Below are 16,595 nucleotides of genomic sequence, written 5' to 3'. Positions count from 1 at the left end.
ACGATGCGAAAGTTTGAGTTTCATAAATAAGATGAGGTACGCTGTTTATTAATAGAATAACTTATTAAGAGGATATTGTGTTCACTAGATGAGCTAATATCCTCTTAAAATCAATTATTATTTCAATCAGACTACTCCTAAATAATTCACGCCTGTTTAGTTAAATGTTGTTAACTTTTCTGAAATAGAGGTTAAAAAATCTTTCTCAAACATTAAATAGTATTTACCATCTTTCATATCATCTCTCATCCCATCTTTTAAAGATAACAATTTAATAGAATCAATTTCTACTTCGTTCTCTAGCAAATGATCAATGGCGATGTTGCCTTCTATGCTAGAAGTAAGCTCTTTAAATTGCGTTGGAGGAATTTCGTTTTTTGCTTTATTCAAAACCGCATGAATGAGGTTTAATAGGTTTTCTTCATCAAATTCGTACCTTTTTCCCTCTGAAGCCGCCATCATTAATGCCACAATCTCCTCTCCATTCAAATGATTTATCCCTTTTTTGAATTCAAATGCCACTGTCGAAATAGCTCTTACTCGAATAGCTTCTGGCAAGTCATAATCGATTCCATTCACTGATTCAATCAGCGTTGAAAAGGTTTCTAAATCCACAACTGCATAATAATCAATGGATAAATCAAATAGTTTAGAAACCGTATTTCTTACATTTTCGGCCCCTCCCGAACCGTTAACATAAGCCAATGTCAATTTATCATATGAAGTAGACCCAGTATTTTTATCCATTATCGGCGCATAAGTATCGCGGGGGATAGATAAAAGGTTTATCTTCTTTTTATCTTTATTATAAGTAAATAAAAGGTTAACATGAATTCTATTACTCACATCTTTCACCGTAAAGAGTGTGGTTAAAATCTCATCTTCTTGAAGTAGTGTACCACCTGCATCACTACTATTATTTTCTGTATTCAAGTTTCCAGAGAAGAATGATGGCATAAACAAAAATATACACAAGCCGACCACTAATAATGAAACGGTAAGGGGAGCGAATTTTGTTGAAGACGAAAAAAGAGATTTCTTTTGTATATTATTCTGCTCCTCTAATGTATGGATTTTAGCAAATACTTCATTACGGTCTTCTTTCGTAAATCTTAGTTCTTGTTCAGAGGTATTATAAAAATTATCTCTAAATCGTTTATCGCCCATTAAGTTCTGCCTCCTTTATCATTGACTCTAATCTTTGTTTGGCTCTTCTTAATCTTGTTTTCACAGTATTAACTGGAATACCTAAAACTTCGGCAATTTCATCTGTCTTTAATGAATCATAGTAGTATAGATAAACCACTTCACGATACACTTTTGGCAGAGAAAGGATAATATCTTTTATTTTCTCATTATTATACTTTTCCATCACAGCATTTTCTGTTGATGGTAATATTGATTTTGCAGTTTCACTTATAAAGCTCTTTACTTGTACCATTTTGTTATTCCAACTTTTTAAATAGTCTTTACATTCATTAATGGTTATACGATAGAGCCATGTTTTTATTTGTGCGTCAAATCGAAATGAATCAAGATTTTTATAGCATTTGATAAAAGTATTTTGAACTATATCTTTAGCTATCTCCGTATCTCTCACATAAGTAAATGCTAATCTAACTAACTCAGTACCATACTCAATCATCACTTTTTCTAATAAGTAATCTTTTTCTTCTCTGTCCAATCTACAACCCTCCCATTCAACCAATTTCAAATTCTGCTATTAGACGATTATCAAATCATTATTGGTTCAATTTGTATAAAAATATTTATTTTGACAAAGATTTTCTATTAAAAGCGGCTCATCTTGTATTGATTTTTATAACTATTTCGCAGAAAACATCTATACAAGTATAACTGAAATAAAAAACCTGTATTTTAGAATACCAAGAATTCAAAGTTAATGATGTTTAGCACAATAAAAACAAGATGTTGCTGCAGCAACACCTTGTTTAAATTTTATACTCGATAGTTTAATAAGAACGCTTGAATTAAAAGCAAGTGTATCAAGATGGTCTAACAGCAACAGGGAATTTAATAGATGGAGAAGAGACATACTATCTACAAAGTATTGATTTTAGAGAGACCGACATTGGGAGAGTATGATTAGCTTTACCATTGAGGTAGCTTTTAATAAAAACAAGTAAGGTGATAGCAAAACCACCGCTAACAGGATTAGCTATTAAATGATCAGATGCTAACAATTCATGCACCAAAGCACTCTCAAGAAAAATGGAGTGCTATTCTAGGTAGCGATTGATGCTCAAGGCAGCGAATTTTATAGAGCAGCTCTAGTCATTATGGACCGAAAGAAAATCAAATTGTACAGAATGAAAGTTATGATTTAAAGGGCCTTGTTAATCCAGTTCGTATTTACTTTAGAAGGAACGCAAACGATTACGCTACCAATTTAATAACTAAAAAAAACCTGCCTTAATGGCAGATTTTCTTATAAGATCTATTATGCTTCTGCATCTGGTGTAAATGTACGTGTAGCCAATTCTGCATCTAGCATAAAGATAGCGTTTGAGTCCGTTTCGATACGCTCGATTTTACGAATTAATGTATCAAATGTAGACTCTTCTTCTACTTGCTCGTCGATAAACCATTTTAAGAAGGCCATTGTCGCATGCTCACGTTCATCTAAAGCAATGTCCGATAAATTGTAAATACGGCGTGTTACTTCTTTTTCATGTGATAGAGCCGTTTTAAAGGCATCTAAAATAGATTCGAAGTGATTACCTGGGCTTTCAAAACCTTGAATTGTTGCACGGTAGCCCATATCACTTAAGAAATTATAAAATTTCATGGCATGGAAGCGTTCTTCTTCTGCTTGTACTAAAAAGAAGTTAGCGAAGCCATCATAATCTTGATCAGTGCAATAGGCTGCCATTGCCATATAGGCATGCGCAGAGTAGAATTCAAAATTCATTTGTTCATTAAGAGCTGTGTGTAGTTTTTCAGATAACATAAAAGTTTTCCTCCTTTTGCAGTAAATGACTTCGTTATTAGTATACAGTGTAAAGGCAGTATCATACAAAAAAATTATTTTTCAAGGCAATATATGCAAAAGTTAATTGATATTGGTTATCAATTAGAGAATTCCTTCTGTTATATTTTTAAGGAAATAAGAAAAAATCGCCCCGATCGTAATCGAAGCGAAATTTTTCGTGCTTATTGTTCTTGTTTCTTTTGATTTTTGACACCGATTAGGTAGCCACCTAATGCGATAGCAATTAAGACAATCCAGAAAATAGCTTTCCAAAGAGTGGAGTGGGGGAATTCGTGTGGAATCACACCTAATTTTTCATGTGCTAATGTTAAGACAGCTAATTTTACACCAACCCAGCCGACAATTAGGAAAGCAGCTGTTTCAAGTGATGGGAATTTGTCGAGAACCTTTACAAACCAACGAGCTGCGAAACGCATCATGATAACACCAATAATACCACCTAGGAACATTACTGCGAACTGACCTGCGTTAATACCACCAATATCAAAATCACCGATATGTGGAAGTGTGACAGCAATGGCAACCGCCGCTAGAATAGAATCAACAGCAAATGCGATATCAGCAAGTTCTACTTTTACAACCGTCATCCAGAAGCCAGATTGTTTTTTCGGCTCTTGGATTTCTTCGGAGTTTTGGGATGCTTTCCGCGAATCATAAATATGCTTAATAGACATAAACAAAAGATAAGCTGCACCTATCGCTTGAATCTGCCAGAAATTAACAAGCGTTGTAATAAGGAATAATGCGGCAAAGCGGAAAACAAACGCCCCCACCAATCCATACAATAAAGCCTTTTGTTGTTGTGCCTTTGGTAAATGCTTAACCATAACAGCCATTACGACGGCGTTATCTGCTGCTAACAAACCTTCTAGTACAATTAATACGACAAGTACCCATGCGTATTCTAAAAATATTGCCTCCAAATTTATTGCCTCCTTTAATTGTTGAACAGAAATGAATGGCTTGCTAACTTATTCTTTCCCTAATTTTAAGCAAAAGAAAAAGACCCCTGCCTAAAAAATAGGCAAAGGTCTTGCTAAGCAATTAACTGTTCGTTGCACAGAAAGGTTTCTGTGTGACAAGAAATGCCATCACACCCGATGGTAATATACCATGTAATGACGAATGTGAAATCAGATGCATCGATCGCATCTGCTAGCTACTCCCCTTTGACAATAAAGTCAAAAGCTATTCAATTCTTACTAACATAGTAACATGCAACAATATAAAAGTAAATAAAAATATACTGCTATGGAGAAAAAATACTTTTCCGTTACGTTTGCACAAATGGTACTATTAAAAGATAGGCGAAATTTTTACAACTTAGAGAGGAGACAAACATGTATAGAAAATTTTTTTCCTACTACAAGCCACATAAACGATTGTTTGTCATCGATTTTTCGAGTGCCATTATTGTAGCAATCTTAGAGCTTGCGTTTCCATTGGCTGTTCAATGGTTTATCGATGAGCTATTGCCAACAGGAGATTGGGGCATGATTGTGAAAATAAGTGTCCTACTACTGCTTGTTTATGCTATTAGTACATTATTGAACTTTATCGTTAACTATTTAGGACATAAACTAGGCATAAATATCGAAACGGATATGCGTCAAGAATTATTTACGCATGTACAAAGGCAATCATTCCGATTCTTTGATAATACGAAAACAGGTCATATTATGAGTCGCATTACTAATGATTTGTTTGATATAGGTGAGTTTGCCCATCATGGACCAGAGGATCTCTTTATTGCGATCATGACCTTTGTTGGGGCCTTTGCCATTATGTTTAATGTCAATCCAACACTCGCCTTGATTGCAGCGATTATGGTGCCATTTTTAACATGGCTTGTGACATTTAGTAATATAAAAATGAACAATGCTTGGAAAACGATGTATGGCAAAATTGCTGATGTCAATGGGCGTGTGGAGGATAGTGTATCTGGTGTACGAGTTGTAAAATCCTTTACTAATGAAGCTTTTGAAATTAGCCGATTTAAAGAACAAAATGGATTTTTCCGTGCGGCAAAATTATATGCCTATAAAATTATGGCAGGGACACACTCCAGTATCTACATGATGACGCGTCTTTTAACACTAGTTGTGCTTGTTGTCGGTGCTTGGTTAAGCTTTAATGGAAAGCTATCTTATGGGGAACTTGTAAGCTTTGTGCTCTATACGAATGTTCTGATTAAACCAATTGATAAAATTAGTGCTTTATTAGAGCTTTATCCGAAAGGAATGGCTGGCTTTAAGCGCTTCCGTGAATTAATTGAACAGGAGCCAGAAATTCAAGATCGTGAGGATGCCAAGGCTATTAAACATTTAGATGGAAATATTTCCTTCAATCATGTTCATTTTAATTATGATGCATCCAAACTGGTTTTAAATGATATATCCTTTGATGTAAAAGCTGGCCAAACTATTGCCTTTGTAGGGCCTTCGGGTGCTGGTAAAACTACAATCTGCTCATTGATTCCTCGATTTTATGAGGTGACAAAAGGCACTATTACGATTGATGGTATCGATATACGGAATATGACACAAGCGTCATTACGTGCTCAAATCGGTATCGTACAGCAGGACGTCTTTTTATTTACAGGTACGATTCGTGAAAACATTGCCTATGGAAAATTAGATGCAAGTGAAGCGGAAATTCGAGAGGCAGCGAAAAAAGCCCATCTAGAGGCATTTATTGCAGAGCTGCCCGAGGGCTATGATACACAAATAGGTGAACGTGGCTTAAAATTATCAGGAGGCCAAAAGCAACGACTAGCGATTGCGCGTATGTTCCTAAAGAACCCGCCGATCTTGATTTTAGACGAGGCAACCTCTGCCTTAGATACAGAAACAGAAATGATTATTCAGCAATCATTAACAGAGCTTGCTGAAAATCGTACAACCCTAGTTATTGCCCATCGACTGGCAACTATCCGCAATGCTGATCGTGTATTAGTTGTGACACCAAAGGGCATTGAAGAGGATGGCACCTATGATGAGCTAGTGGCTCAAAATGGGATTTTTGCAAAGCTTCATCATATTCAATTTCGCAAGGGACAATCAGAACAAAGCGTTCAGAAAGATTTTGTGGAATTGACGTAAATAAAGAAAAGGGAGATTGTTTTTAAACAATTTCCCTTTTTTTAGTTGTTTCCCTTAGTTACTGTACTCATATTGTAGCCAAAGCACACTAACATGCATATTAAAGGTTACGTAGAAAGAGGGGACGATTGAATGCTCATGCCAACGAATATTCAAAGGGTACCAGATCAAATCATTCATTATGGCATGGATAGGGAAAATTGAACATTCATTTATGAATACATAGAAGGAATGTTTAGCAAGTTTATCGAATAGAACTACAGTTCACTATAAAGGTCATAAATAGAGGTGAAGCAATGGATAACGAAAAAATCATCGGTCAAACGAAAAGTGTGGGCTTTCAAGTAGGGGTTAGAAGGACGTTACCCATTTCGCAGGAGCAAGCATGGGCATTGATTACGACAACAGAAGGGGTACGTACATGGCTGGGGGAAGGCACTTCAGTTATATTTGAACCTGGGCACAAATACCATTCAAAGACAGGGACAGGCGAAATCAGGATTGTTAAACCGTTAGAGCAGCTTCGATTGACTTGGCAAAAGGAAGAGTGGTCAAAACCATCTACCGTACAAATCCGTATTTTACCAAAAGAACGTAATAAAACGACCATTAGCTTTCATCAAGAACAACTTTCTGATCAGACAGTACGAGAAGAAATGAAAGGTCATTGGGAAAGGGTACTGGATGCTATTAAAGAAAGGGCACAAAATATTTGAACGGACAAAAATAGCACCCCTTTCAGTTTTGAAGGGATGCTATTTATTTTGGGAATCCTTATTTTCATGCCCCTTTGATGTTCGTGTATAATCCTGTGGAGCAAGTGCTTTATTACGTTCTGTATAGCCCTTAGGTGATAATCGAAAGATCGATTTTTTAATGGTTGCCCAATTTAGATCTGTTGCCAGGTTCATGTAAGAGTAGCCATAAATTCGAATATTACTTAAGTAAAGCAGCGTCAAATATAAAGAAACAAAGAAACCGAACAAACCGAAAAAGGCACTAGCAAAGATAAAGGCAACACGTAATATGCTGACGGAAGTAACAAGTGACTGATTTACCAATGTAAAGGAGGCAATCGTAGAAATAGCGATGACAACGATCATTTCAGGGCTCGTTACACCTGCTCGAATGGCTGCATCTCCGATAATTAAGCCACCTACAACACTGATGGTCCCACCAATAACGGAGGGTAGACGCAAACCGGCTTCACGAAACAATTCAAACATCAGTAACATGAGCAACATTTCAAGCGAAGAAGGGAGCGGTAAGCCCACCTTCGCTTGCACCACGGTTGCGAGTAGTTGAAGGGGTAATTGATTTTGATGATAGGTTGTTAGGGCAAGCCAGAATGCAGGGAGTAGTAATCCAATTAAAATACCGAATATCCTCAATAAACGTTCGAGTGAACTGAAAATAATAGGATATTCATTATCCTCAGCTGATTTCAGTAAGAGAAACAAATTAACAGGGGTAACGATGGCATAGGCGACGCCATCTACAAAAATAATAAAACGTCCTCTTGCTAAGGCCTGAACCGCATAATCAGGTCGTCCTGTATAATCAAACTTCGGAAAAAGCTTGGAATTTTTATTCACCCGTTCTATCAATAAATCGCCACTAAAAACAATATCTGTATCAACGGCAGCAAGCTGCTTTTTGATTCCATGTAAAATATCCATATCCACAATATCCTCAAAATAAAGAATGGCTACGGTGGTTTTTGATCGTTTCCCAAGCTCTACTTTTTCCACACAAAATGAATTGGTCGGCAAGCGTTTTCTTAATAGTGCGATATTGATGCGAATATCTTCAATGAAATTATCTCTGGGCCCTTTAACAAGAACCTCCATGCGCGTTTCTTCAGGCTTGCGATTCGGCTTTTGGGCAATATTGCTTGCATATAAAAGATTGTCTTCATCAAAATACAACAACAAGAAGCCACTATAGACAAAAGTTATCAGCTGTTCCTTGTCTTGTACTTTTTGCATACTTGGAACATGAAGATGCCTTGCGATATTCTCTTCAAAGGGGACCTCATCCAAATGATCATATAAATACTGAATACGTTGAATAATCACTTCATTAAGCATTTGTTGATCAATCATAGCATCACACGTAATAAAGTGTACTTTCTGCTGATTAAACATATATTCCTGAAATTGAATATCTGCCGATTTTTGAAATAATTTTCTGAGCGTACTAAGATCTAGCGCCTGTTCTTGCTGAGGCATTATGATTCACCACTTTTCCTATCTTGTTTTTCAGTTTTCCCCTTTTTAGAAGATTTATCCGACAAGAAAGCTACGACTACGAAAAATATTGAGAGTAAAAAGAAAAAAATAAAAGTGGCTGCAAGAATATAATGTCCTTTTACTTTTAAAAATAGGCTTTCATTTAGCATGATTAATGGTAAACAAAGAATAAAGAAGGGCGGAGCAAGCATTTGCCATATACGCTTCGGATTTCCTGTCATCTTCAATAAATCGGCCACAATGTACAAAAGGAAACTAACACGAATAAAGGTTCCTGTCAGCCATTGATAAATGGAGAAAAAGTCAAGATGCTCGATATAGCGACCGATTGTCACTAATCCCCATTCTTCGTAGGCAGGATAGCGTTGCTTAGCCGCTTCATTCGGTCCAAATTCTGTAATGGCCCCAATTAATGGGCCTAATGTCAGTCCTATTAAAATGGCCAGCATAATAGCAAAGTGGTACCAGCGAATACGTTCCTTAAATTGATGCTGTAAAAATAGTAACATTAAAAGCTCAATAAAACCGGACGCAGGGAAAATCATGCCTCGCAATATAGGCTGAAATCCGTGTTCAAAAAATGGACGTAATAATTCATAACCTTTCACCTGCATGTTCGTAAAGGCAACGAAAAAGCCAAAGATAACTACTCCGAATAATACAAAAACGTTTAAAATGACGAGCGTCTGTAAGCTAGTCGTCACAAGAAGAATACACAGAATAGTGTAGATAAATAGTAAGATGATCACAGGGGTTTGCGGTAAAAATGTAGTATTAACCCATTGCAATGTTTCAACCATTGTAAAAGCAGCGATAATCATTAAAAAAATAGCAATTGTATAAATAACAATAGTAGAGCCAATTTTCCCGATTTTTGATTCAAGCCAATCTCGGATGGGCTCCTGATTCGATTTTGATTGAATATATACTATTAAAAATAGCCAAAAGAAAACAATTCCCCCAGCAAACAATACCGATAGCCAGCCATCTCTTTTGGCCACATCTAGTAGTGGAGGAATAATGGTTACATGATTTTTCAAGCCAATAACAGTCATTGATAGGAAGATGACATGTAAAATACTGATTGATCCTACACTTTTCATGTTGAAAACCCTCTAACATTGATTGATACATATTAGCTTTGACAAAAAAAGTCGGCTTTATAAGCAGAAAATGGTATGGTTTCATGAAAAAACGAGGTATTAGATGACACCATCATCCAATACCTCATCATAGGAAAAGTAAGCTAAATTAATGAATATATTTTGTGCTAACAAGGTCTTCTTTTAAGACATCTGTTGGGATTTCAAACTCTACAACGCCCATATAGCCAGGTGCTACTTCATATTTATCAAAGGAAATCACAAGCTTGCCTTTATCAGAAATGTAGAATTGCTGATCGGGTTTAATGGCTGTAAATTCCTCCATTAACTCTTCATCGGCAAGGCCAGCACCCTTCACCCAGTAAACCTTATCCTGATTCGATTCAGCTATTTGTGTACGCATTTGTTCTTTAATATTTTCACTAATTGTTTCAACATAGTGCTGATCTTTAAAGAGCATTGGTAAAGTAATTAAAATTTCGTTTTCTTTATCGATCGTATCGTATTCCATTACCGTTGAAGAAGATGCAACGGTATTCACTACATAACGACCAATCGATAAAATTTGTTCATTATCGGTTTTAATTTCGTAGCCACTATCAATACCTAAATGACCACCGCCATTTAATTTTAAATCGCCCACTTCTGCCATAAATTCATCGTAAAGTGTTTTACCTTCTGCACGATACTTTTCATTTAATGTATTCGCCAAATCTTGATTTTCTAAGTTTTCAATAGAAGGTACTTTAATATTGGCATCATAATTATCTTCTGCCACTTCATATTCTGTCCAAGTCAATACTTTTATCACACTACCAACCACGGGAATTTCGGAAAGTGTGCGTGCCATTGCAGGGCTTACATTTAAACCAGCAGTAAATAGCATGGCTGCAGCGGCAGATCCAAGGACCCATTGAGGTGTACGATTTTTTTTCTTTTTTCGACCTTGCTTAAGTGCTCTTTCAACCACGAAGTCTAGCTCTTTTGGAATCGGGACTTTCATATATTGTTTTTCTAACTCCTGTAATTTTTTATCCATGTGCAGTTTCTCCCTTCACATCTTCCAATTGTATTTTCAATAGTTTTAATGCTTTATAAAGACGCGATTTGGCTGTACTCAACTTAATGTCGAGGATGTTCGCCACGTCAGCGAGTTTTAAATCCTCGAAATAATGGAGAATGACAACCTCTCGATACATTTGCGGGAGTTCATCCAACGCATGCTCCAAGTCAACGTTCTCATAAACATCCTCTTGAGCAGGCGTCAAATATTGTAATGTATCATCATCTGTCACTTGTAAGCGTTTATGCTTACGTAAAAAATCTATGGCTGTACGGACAACTATTTTATAAAACCAGCTTTTCATATAGGTCACATTTTCAAGTCGATCTAATGAAAGCATGGCTTTTTGGATACTGTCTTGTACAACATCTAGTGCGTCCTGTTCATTTTTTGTATAGCTATACGCGAGCAAATAAAAACGCTCTTTTTGTTCTCGAATGAATTGGACAAACACCTCTTCATGTTGAAATGCATTTCTTGTTCTCATGTCCAAAGAAGCTCCTTTATTAACATTATCAAATTGTATACATTTACTAGACGTTCGAGGAGAGGGAAAAAGTTGATGCCATGAAAAAAACTTACCCCATTTGAGATAAGTTTGATCCTTCTATAGTATTGGCATACGTTAGTATAACGACTGATCATGAAAAATAGTCATATGTATTTTTCAAGAGTAATAGAATGGTCACAACGATAAATAATTTACGTACATAGCCACTGCCGCGTTTAATGGCAAATTTTGAACCAACAATAGCTCCTGCAATTTGCGCAAGACCCATTGGTAGTCCATAGGCATAATTGATTTGTCCTAAGTATATAAACATAAGGAGGGCAGCTACATTACTGCCGAAATTTAAAAATTTGGCGTTTCCTGCTGCTTGTAAAAAATCAAAGCCAACTATGAGAAAAGCAAAGAGTAGAAACGAGCCTGTCCCAGGACCTAAAAAGCCATCATAGAAGCCAATAAGTGTAATCACGAAAACAAAAATAATAGAACGCTTTGGCGTTAATTGTTTATAGGTGGTCATACTGCCCCAGTCTTTTTTGAAGATGGTATAGATGGCAACGGCTGCAAGCATAATCAGCATTAATGGCTTTAGTACACTTGGATCCATTAGGTGGACAATCCAAGCACCCAGCATAGAGCCCAAAAAGACGAAGGGGAAAAGCTTATAGACGGCTTTAATATCTAGTTTACCAGAGCGATAAAATGTCACTGTGCTAGTAAGGGAACCCATTGTACCTGCCAATTTATTGGTTGCTACTGCAGCAGAGGGTGGAAGACCAACGAACATAAGAGCTGGTAATGAGATAAGCCCGCCTCCTCCAACCACTGAATCAATAAAGGCTGCTAAAAAACCGAAGAGTATTAAAATTAATAAAATATTTATATCTAAATCAAAAGGCACAAAAGGTCATCTCTTTTCTATCATAATAATCTGATAGTAGCGAACTGAGAATAGGCTGTAAATACTCTAGCTGCTATTTTTTAATAGAAATAAATGAAGTGATCCAATGCTAAATGACGATAATTTCTGCATAATTCAAAATAATTCTACTTGGAGTCATTATTTTGATGTATTATGTAGGTGATGATGTTTTTACGTAAAGGGGACGTGATGACATGAGTTTAGGAAATCATATACGTGTATTTCTCTGTGTTGTGTTTATGGGAGTACTTGTAGGGTATGTCTTTAATGCAAAAAAAGATATAACAGATCATGAGTATATTGATACCGTAAAGGAAGGCTATTTGGAGAATTTTTCAGATGTCACAGTTCGAAATGCGTTTAATTACGCTTTTTTTGAACCTTACTGGCGCTATTATGAAGCAAAAACTGGGGAGCAAGTTGTAGAATTATCAGGTGATATTACGTTTCAAGACGAAAAAGGACATGCTATTCTCCAATTTGTCGTGAACGAACAAACGCAGCAATTTTCCCTAGAGGCAATGAAATTTAAAGATGTAGTCTTAAACCAGCAGCAACAACAAAAGCTTGTTGGTATGGTCTATCACACATGGGAAAAGAAACAACTAGCTTATGAGTAAGGTTTTTTATTTTGTAAATCATCCAAACTGTATTACAGTAAAAGGGGGAGCTAGAGACAGAGAGGATGTTTTACATGAGATTAAGTATTTTAGATCAAATGCCGATTCCAAAAGGTCATTCTGCAGAAGAGGCTTTTCAACGTACAGAACAGCTGGCATTGCTAGGTGAAGAGCTTGGCTATCACCGTATGTGGCTTGCTGAACACCATAATAGCCAGTCATTGGCGAGTTCAGCTCCAGAAGTAACTGCTGCTTTTTTAGCTGCTAAAACACAGCGGCTTCGCATTGGTACGGGTGGCGTCATGATGATGCATTATTCACCCTATAAGCTAGCAGAGGTCTTTAAAACATTATCGGGGCTGGCACCCAATCGTATTGATTTTGGTGTGGGGAGAGCTCCTGGTGGTGATCATGCCGCTATCTATGCCTTGGCAGAGGGAAGACGACAACGCTTCACAGAACAGTATGATAAGCTAGAAATCATATTAAAACTAATGAATAATCAAAAAACAGGTGAACATGTCTATGATCAAGTCGTTGCAGCGCCTGCTCATATTTCATTACCAGAGGCTTGGTTACTAGGTTCTAGTGGTCAGAGTGCAATGCAGGCTGGTCAGCTGGGAGTAGGCTATTCATATGCACAATTTTTCACGGGCAATATGTCAAAGGATATCTTTGATGCCTATAAAGCCTATTTTACGCCTTCCTATTATATGGATAAACCACAGATCATTGTGACATATGCAGCAACAGTTGCCCCAACCTTAGAAGAAGCGGAATATTTAGCTAAACCGATTGATATTTCTCGTCTTCAATTAATGAAGGGGCAAATCATTCAAACAATGTCACCCGAAGAAGCGAAGGATTATCCATTAACTGAAATGGATAAATTGACGATTGACAATAATCGCAAGGCGAATCTTGTCGGAACACCACAAGACATTGCTTCTTTTTTAAGCGCTGAGCAAGAACGCTATGGCTTTGATGAAGTGATGCTAAATTGCAATCAATATGAATTAGAAAGTCGTTTAAATACCTATAGATTCCTGGCAAAGGAATTAATTCGATAAGAGGAAAAGCCATATTCATCATTTGAATATGGCTTTTGTGTATTTATTCGAATAGTGGCTTTACAATGAGAAAAACCCGGAAATTAATTTCCGGGTCTGATTACCACTTACATTTTTTGCTCCATGACACACTGCCTCGCTTCCGCATAGGATCTTAAGGATATTCCTAAGAAATCTGTACTTTAGCTTATTCAGTTTTGATGGTCCTTCTGAGTTATCGATCAATCGCACTCATCGGGTTAACCCTCCTAGTCATTGGATTTGAAGTGAAATCTTTAATAGTATAGCTCGACTATTATTTTTTATACATCTTGTGAACAAAAAAATTTTTTTTATCATAATGATATGGTGTTTGCGATGGACAGTGGTTGTCTATCGTTGATTTACGTACAGGTGGATTGATTTATGAAGGGAAAATCATTTCCGCAGACAAGAAAAATCAAGAGGCGGATTCCTCACTTACGATCGAACAATTATATACGATGCATTAAAGACCAGGTATACGGATAACCTACATTTTATAGCTCCATATGTAAAAAGAAACACCATGTTGTTCAACATGGTGTTTCTCTCATTAACCTATACGCGAGCAGAGCCACTCACAAAAGCGGTGTCTTGATAATACATATTTTTTACAAGGACATTTGGGCCTAAGCATTTGACTGCGGGACAATGGCAGTTAAGCGATTTTGCCAAATCGGTTGCCATCCATTTATCAAAGATCGATGGTAGTTTGTCATGTACAATATTGCCGAGGGCTGGTGTATCACCAAAGTCGGTAACGATCACATCACCTGTAAAGATATTGATATTCAATCGTGAACGACCGTCTGGGTCATTACGCATTGTGACATTCTTCGCTGTGCGGAGACGTTGTAACAGCTTTTGATCTTCTTCATTCAGGCTACATGGGTAGAATGGGAGTGTACCAAACAACATCCATGTATTGTCATCACGAATATCTAACAGGTGATGAATGGCCTCACGTGTTTCCTCTAGTGATAAAGAAGTGAGTGCACTTGCAAAGTCGGATGGGTACATTGGGTGCACCTCATGGCGTGCACATTTCATCTCATGGATGATTTGGTTATGGATATGTTCTAAGTATGGTAAAGTTTTTTTGTTTAACATAGTTTCCGCAGATACCATAACGCCGTGTTCAGCTAGCATTTTAGAGTTATCAATCATGCGTTGGAATAAAGCTGCACGCTGTTCATAAGTCGGTTTTCGCTCCATCATAGCAAAGCCCGTTTCAACGAATTCATCGATCGTACCCCAGTTATGTGAGATATGTAGGACATCTAAATACGGTGCAATCAGTAAATAACGTTCAGGCTCTAATGTTAAGTTGGAATTGATTTGTGTGCGCACGCCTCGTTCATGTGCATATTTCAATAAAGGCAATACATAGTTTTGAACGGACTTCTTAGACATCATCGGTTCTCCACCAGTAATCGAAATCGTTTTAAGATGTGGAATTTCTTCTAGGCGCTTTAAAATTAATTCGATTGGTAATGACTCTGGGTCTTTATTTTGTAATGTATACCCTACCGCACAGTGGGCACAGCGCATATTACAAAGTGTTGTTGTTGTAAATTCAATATTTGATAGTGTCATTTGTCCATGCTGTTCCACATCTAAATAAGCTTCCCAAGGATCAAAGACAGGTGTTATTTTTTGTAAGGTCGTCATCTTTCGTACATCTTCCTTTCTAGCAATCTATTGTCTCATATTCACCGATAATTTCAAATATGAAATTACAGAATGGGCTATTTTAGGGCTAGACGAACATTTTTTGCCAATATAGAAAAAGTTCCCTAGTTTCAATGGACGGATAAGCATGTGTATAAAGCGCCTATATGTTCTAATATTCTGTCATAGGACATTTTACTGTTATTTTTCATAAAAAACGTTATCATGATATAGAGTAAATAGTCACAATGCATCGAAGAAAGTGGGAATGAACATGACGAAATATGAGATATTATTGTTTGACGTAGATGATACATTACTAGATTTTGATTTAGCTGAAAACGCAGCACTTGACCGCATGTTTAAAGAGGAAAATATAGCAGTTACTTCAGAGATGATTGCGCGATATAAAGAAATTAATGAGTCCATGTGGCGTGCTTTTGAGCGTGGGGAATTAACAAAAAATACATTACATAATACGCGATTTGCTGTTGCCTTTAAGGAATTTGGCATAGAAGTCGATGGAGCTTACTTTGAAGCACTGTTCCAAAAATATTTGTGTGAGGCCCACCATTATGTAGAAGGTGCCTATGAGGTAATTGCACAGCTTGCAGACCATTATCATTTATATGTGGTGTCAAATGGTGTCACGGCTACACAAAATAAACGTCTTGTGGATGCTAAGCTAGCGCCACATTTTAAAGACATTTTTATTTCGGAGCAAACAGGCTATCAAAAGCCTATGCCAGCATTTTTCGATTATGTTTTTGAACGGATCGATGATTTTGATAAAGATAAAACGCTGATTATTGGGGACTCGTTGACATCCGATATTAAAGGCGGTTTACTATCAGGTATCGACACATGCTGGTTTAATATCCGTAATATCGAAAACACAAGTGAAATTAAGCCACATTATGAAATTAACAAATTACACGACTTATTTGAAGTATTGAATAAACAGCTAGTTTAGTACTACCTAAGGTGGAACTATTGGACCAAAGCAAAAATCATTGAGCACAGAGAAGATAATTATTTCCATGTACGGAATGAAATAGCTGGGAAGATATGTCCACCTTATATTAATACAAAGATTTAAGTACAAGCATGAAATTGTAAAAAAACAATTTCATGCTTGTACTTTTACCCAAACTTCATAAATTCGAACTGTTTCTTTAATCATTTCTCTATCATTGTCACTGGTTTAAAGATAGCCATTTCTAATAAATCCTTTTACATAATTTTGTCTGC

The 16,595-nt window shown here is 36.7% G+C and carries 16 protein-coding genes; 6 read left to right on the top strand and 10 right to left on the bottom strand.

The genetic code is table 11. The annotated features are described in order from the left end of the window. Positions 1 to 156: 156 nt before the first annotated feature. The 4 genes from CD31_RS10140 to CD31_RS10125 all read right to left on the bottom strand — a co-directional run bounded on the left by CD31_RS10140 (position 157) and on the right by CD31_RS10125 (position 3,936). Positions 157 to 1,167: an LCP family protein gene (locus tag CD31_RS10140; RefSeq protein WP_036077343.1), complete on the bottom strand. Its 1,011-nt coding sequence runs from the start codon at positions 1,165 to 1,167 to the stop codon at positions 157 to 159. Further along, complete coding sequence (locus CD31_RS10135; protein WP_016994675.1) at positions 1,157 to 1,684, bottom strand: sigma-70 family RNA polymerase sigma factor; 528 nt, start codon at positions 1,682 to 1,684, stop codon at positions 1,157 to 1,159. The genes CD31_RS10140 and CD31_RS10135 overlap by 11 nt, the downstream gene beginning before the upstream one ends. A gap of 777 nt (positions 1,685 to 2,461) precedes the next feature. Further along, a complete protein-coding gene (locus CD31_RS10130; RefSeq protein ID WP_009370301.1) occupies positions 2,462 to 2,971 on the bottom strand; it encodes a ferritin in 510 nt (169 codons plus the stop codon). 203 nt (positions 2,972 to 3,174) lie between these two features. Continuing rightward, positions 3,175 to 3,936, bottom strand: a complete 762-nt coding sequence (locus CD31_RS10125; RefSeq protein ID WP_016994674.1) for a TerC family protein — start codon at positions 3,934 to 3,936, stop codon at positions 3,175 to 3,177. A 417-nt stretch (positions 3,937 to 4,353) separates the two neighbouring features. Between CD31_RS10125 and CD31_RS10120 the strand changes: the two genes are divergently transcribed. Continuing rightward, positions 4,354 to 6,114, top strand: coding sequence for an ABC transporter ATP-binding protein (locus CD31_RS10120; protein ID WP_036077339.1), 1,761 nt, complete (start codon positions 4,354 to 4,356; stop codon positions 6,112 to 6,114). A gap of 296 nt (positions 6,115 to 6,410) precedes the next feature. Then, entirely contained in the window at positions 6,411 to 6,830 is a 420-nt protein-coding gene (locus tag CD31_RS10115; RefSeq protein WP_081977490.1) for an SRPBCC family protein, read from the top strand. Between the two features lie 39 nt (positions 6,831 to 6,869). Here the strand turns inward: CD31_RS10115 and CD31_RS10110 are convergent, their stop codons facing one another. From CD31_RS10110 to CD31_RS10090, 5 genes are all read right to left on the bottom strand, one after another. Continuing rightward, entirely contained in the window at positions 6,870 to 8,345 is a 1,476-nt protein-coding gene (locus CD31_RS10110; RefSeq protein ID WP_036077335.1) for a spore germination protein, read from the bottom strand. Then, the gene (locus CD31_RS10105; protein WP_036077333.1) at positions 8,345 to 9,469 is read right to left on the bottom strand and encodes a GerAB/ArcD/ProY family transporter; all 1,125 of its coding nucleotides are present in this window, start codon (positions 9,467 to 9,469) and stop codon (positions 8,345 to 8,347) included. Before CD31_RS10105 ends, CD31_RS10110 begins: the two co-directional genes overlap by 1 nt. 148 nt (positions 9,470 to 9,617) lie before the next feature. Next, on the bottom strand, positions 9,618 to 10,508 hold the full coding sequence (gene rsiV, locus CD31_RS10100; RefSeq protein ID WP_036077330.1) for an anti-sigma-V factor RsiV: 891 nt from the start codon (positions 10,506 to 10,508) through the stop codon (positions 9,618 to 9,620). Then, on the bottom strand, positions 10,501 to 11,019 hold the full coding sequence (locus CD31_RS10095; protein WP_004230723.1) for an RNA polymerase sigma factor SigV: 519 nt from the start codon (positions 11,017 to 11,019) through the stop codon (positions 10,501 to 10,503). The genes rsiV and CD31_RS10095 overlap by 8 nt, the downstream gene beginning before the upstream one ends. A 154-nt stretch (positions 11,020 to 11,173) precedes the next feature. After that, positions 11,174 to 11,941, bottom strand: a complete 768-nt coding sequence (locus CD31_RS10090) for a sulfite exporter TauE/SafE family protein (protein ID WP_016994669.1) — start codon at positions 11,939 to 11,941, stop codon at positions 11,174 to 11,176. Positions 11,942 to 12,156: 215 nt separating this feature from the next. Here CD31_RS10090 and CD31_RS10085 point away from each other — a divergent pair, with 215 nt between their 5' ends. From CD31_RS10085 to CD31_RS24020, 3 genes are all read left to right on the top strand, one after another. Then, positions 12,157 to 12,582: a hypothetical protein gene (locus tag CD31_RS10085; protein WP_036077327.1), complete on the top strand. Its 426-nt coding sequence runs from the start codon at positions 12,157 to 12,159 to the stop codon at positions 12,580 to 12,582. Positions 12,583 to 12,656: 74 nt separating this feature from the next. After that, complete coding sequence (locus CD31_RS10080) at positions 12,657 to 13,652, top strand: LLM class flavin-dependent oxidoreductase (protein WP_036077325.1); 996 nt, start codon at positions 12,657 to 12,659, stop codon at positions 13,650 to 13,652. 368 nt (positions 13,653 to 14,020) lie between these two features. Further along, the gene (locus tag CD31_RS24020; RefSeq protein WP_280522769.1) at positions 14,021 to 14,143 is read left to right on the top strand and encodes a hypothetical protein; all 123 of its coding nucleotides are present in this window, start codon (positions 14,021 to 14,023) and stop codon (positions 14,141 to 14,143) included. Between the two features lie 88 nt (positions 14,144 to 14,231). On the opposite strand, the gene yfkAB is transcribed toward CD31_RS24020, so the two are convergent. Further along, positions 14,232 to 15,344 carry a radical SAM/CxCxxxxC motif protein YfkAB gene (gene yfkAB / locus CD31_RS10075; protein WP_036077323.1) on the bottom strand — a complete coding sequence of 371 codons (1,113 nt, stop codon included), beginning with the start codon at positions 15,342 to 15,344 and terminating at the stop codon, positions 14,232 to 14,234. A 274-nt stretch (positions 15,345 to 15,618) separates the two neighbouring features. Here yfkAB and CD31_RS10070 point away from each other — a divergent pair, with 274 nt between their 5' ends. After that, the gene (locus CD31_RS10070) at positions 15,619 to 16,317 is read left to right on the top strand and encodes a YjjG family noncanonical pyrimidine nucleotidase (RefSeq protein ID WP_036077321.1); all 699 of its coding nucleotides are present in this window, start codon (positions 15,619 to 15,621) and stop codon (positions 16,315 to 16,317) included. The last annotated feature ends 278 nt before the right edge of the window (positions 16,318 to 16,595 follow it).

This window comes from Lysinibacillus boronitolerans JCM 21713 = 10a = NBRC 103108 (genome assembly GCF_000772935.1).
Lineage (GTDB): Bacteria > Bacillota > Bacilli > Bacillales_A > Planococcaceae > Lysinibacillus > Lysinibacillus boronitolerans.
Note: the sequence above shows the minus strand (reverse complement) of the source record. Positions and strands in the feature narration are given on the sequence as shown.

Bases quoted from the DNA above. Each gene is read 5' to 3' on its own strand.
- CD31_RS10140 (WP_036077343.1), bottom strand. From the start codon at position 1,167: ATGGGCGATAAACGATTTAGAGATAATTTTTATAATACCTCTGAACAA.
- CD31_RS10130 (WP_009370301.1), bottom strand. From the start codon at position 2,971: ATGTTATCTGAAAAACTACACACAGCTCTTAATGAACAAATGAATTTT.
- CD31_RS10120 (WP_036077339.1), top strand. From the start codon at position 4,354: ATGTATAGAAAATTTTTTTCCTACTACAAGCCACATAAACGATTGTTT.
- CD31_RS10115 (WP_081977490.1), top strand. From the start codon at position 6,411: ATGGATAACGAAAAAATCATCGGTCAAACGAAAAGTGTGGGCTTTCAA.
- CD31_RS10110 (WP_036077335.1), bottom strand. From the start codon at position 8,345: ATGCCTCAGCAAGAACAGGCGCTAGATCTTAGTACGCTCAGAAAATTA.
- CD31_RS10105 (WP_036077333.1), bottom strand. From the start codon at position 9,469: ATGAAAAGTGTAGGATCAATCAGTATTTTACATGTCATCTTCCTATCA.
- rsiV (WP_036077330.1), bottom strand. From the start codon at position 10,508: ATGGATAAAAAATTACAGGAGTTAGAAAAACAATATATGAAAGTCCCG.
- CD31_RS10095 (WP_004230723.1), bottom strand. From the start codon at position 11,019: ATGAGAACAAGAAATGCATTTCAACATGAAGAGGTGTTTGTCCAATTC.
- CD31_RS10085 (WP_036077327.1), top strand. From the start codon at position 12,157: ATGAGTTTAGGAAATCATATACGTGTATTTCTCTGTGTTGTGTTTATG.
- CD31_RS10080 (WP_036077325.1), top strand. From the start codon at position 12,657: ATGAGATTAAGTATTTTAGATCAAATGCCGATTCCAAAAGGTCATTCT.
- yfkAB (WP_036077323.1), bottom strand. From the start codon at position 15,344: ATGACGACCTTACAAAAAATAACACCTGTCTTTGATCCTTGGGAAGCT.
- CD31_RS10070 (WP_036077321.1), top strand. From the start codon at position 15,619: ATGACGAAATATGAGATATTATTGTTTGACGTAGATGATACATTACTA.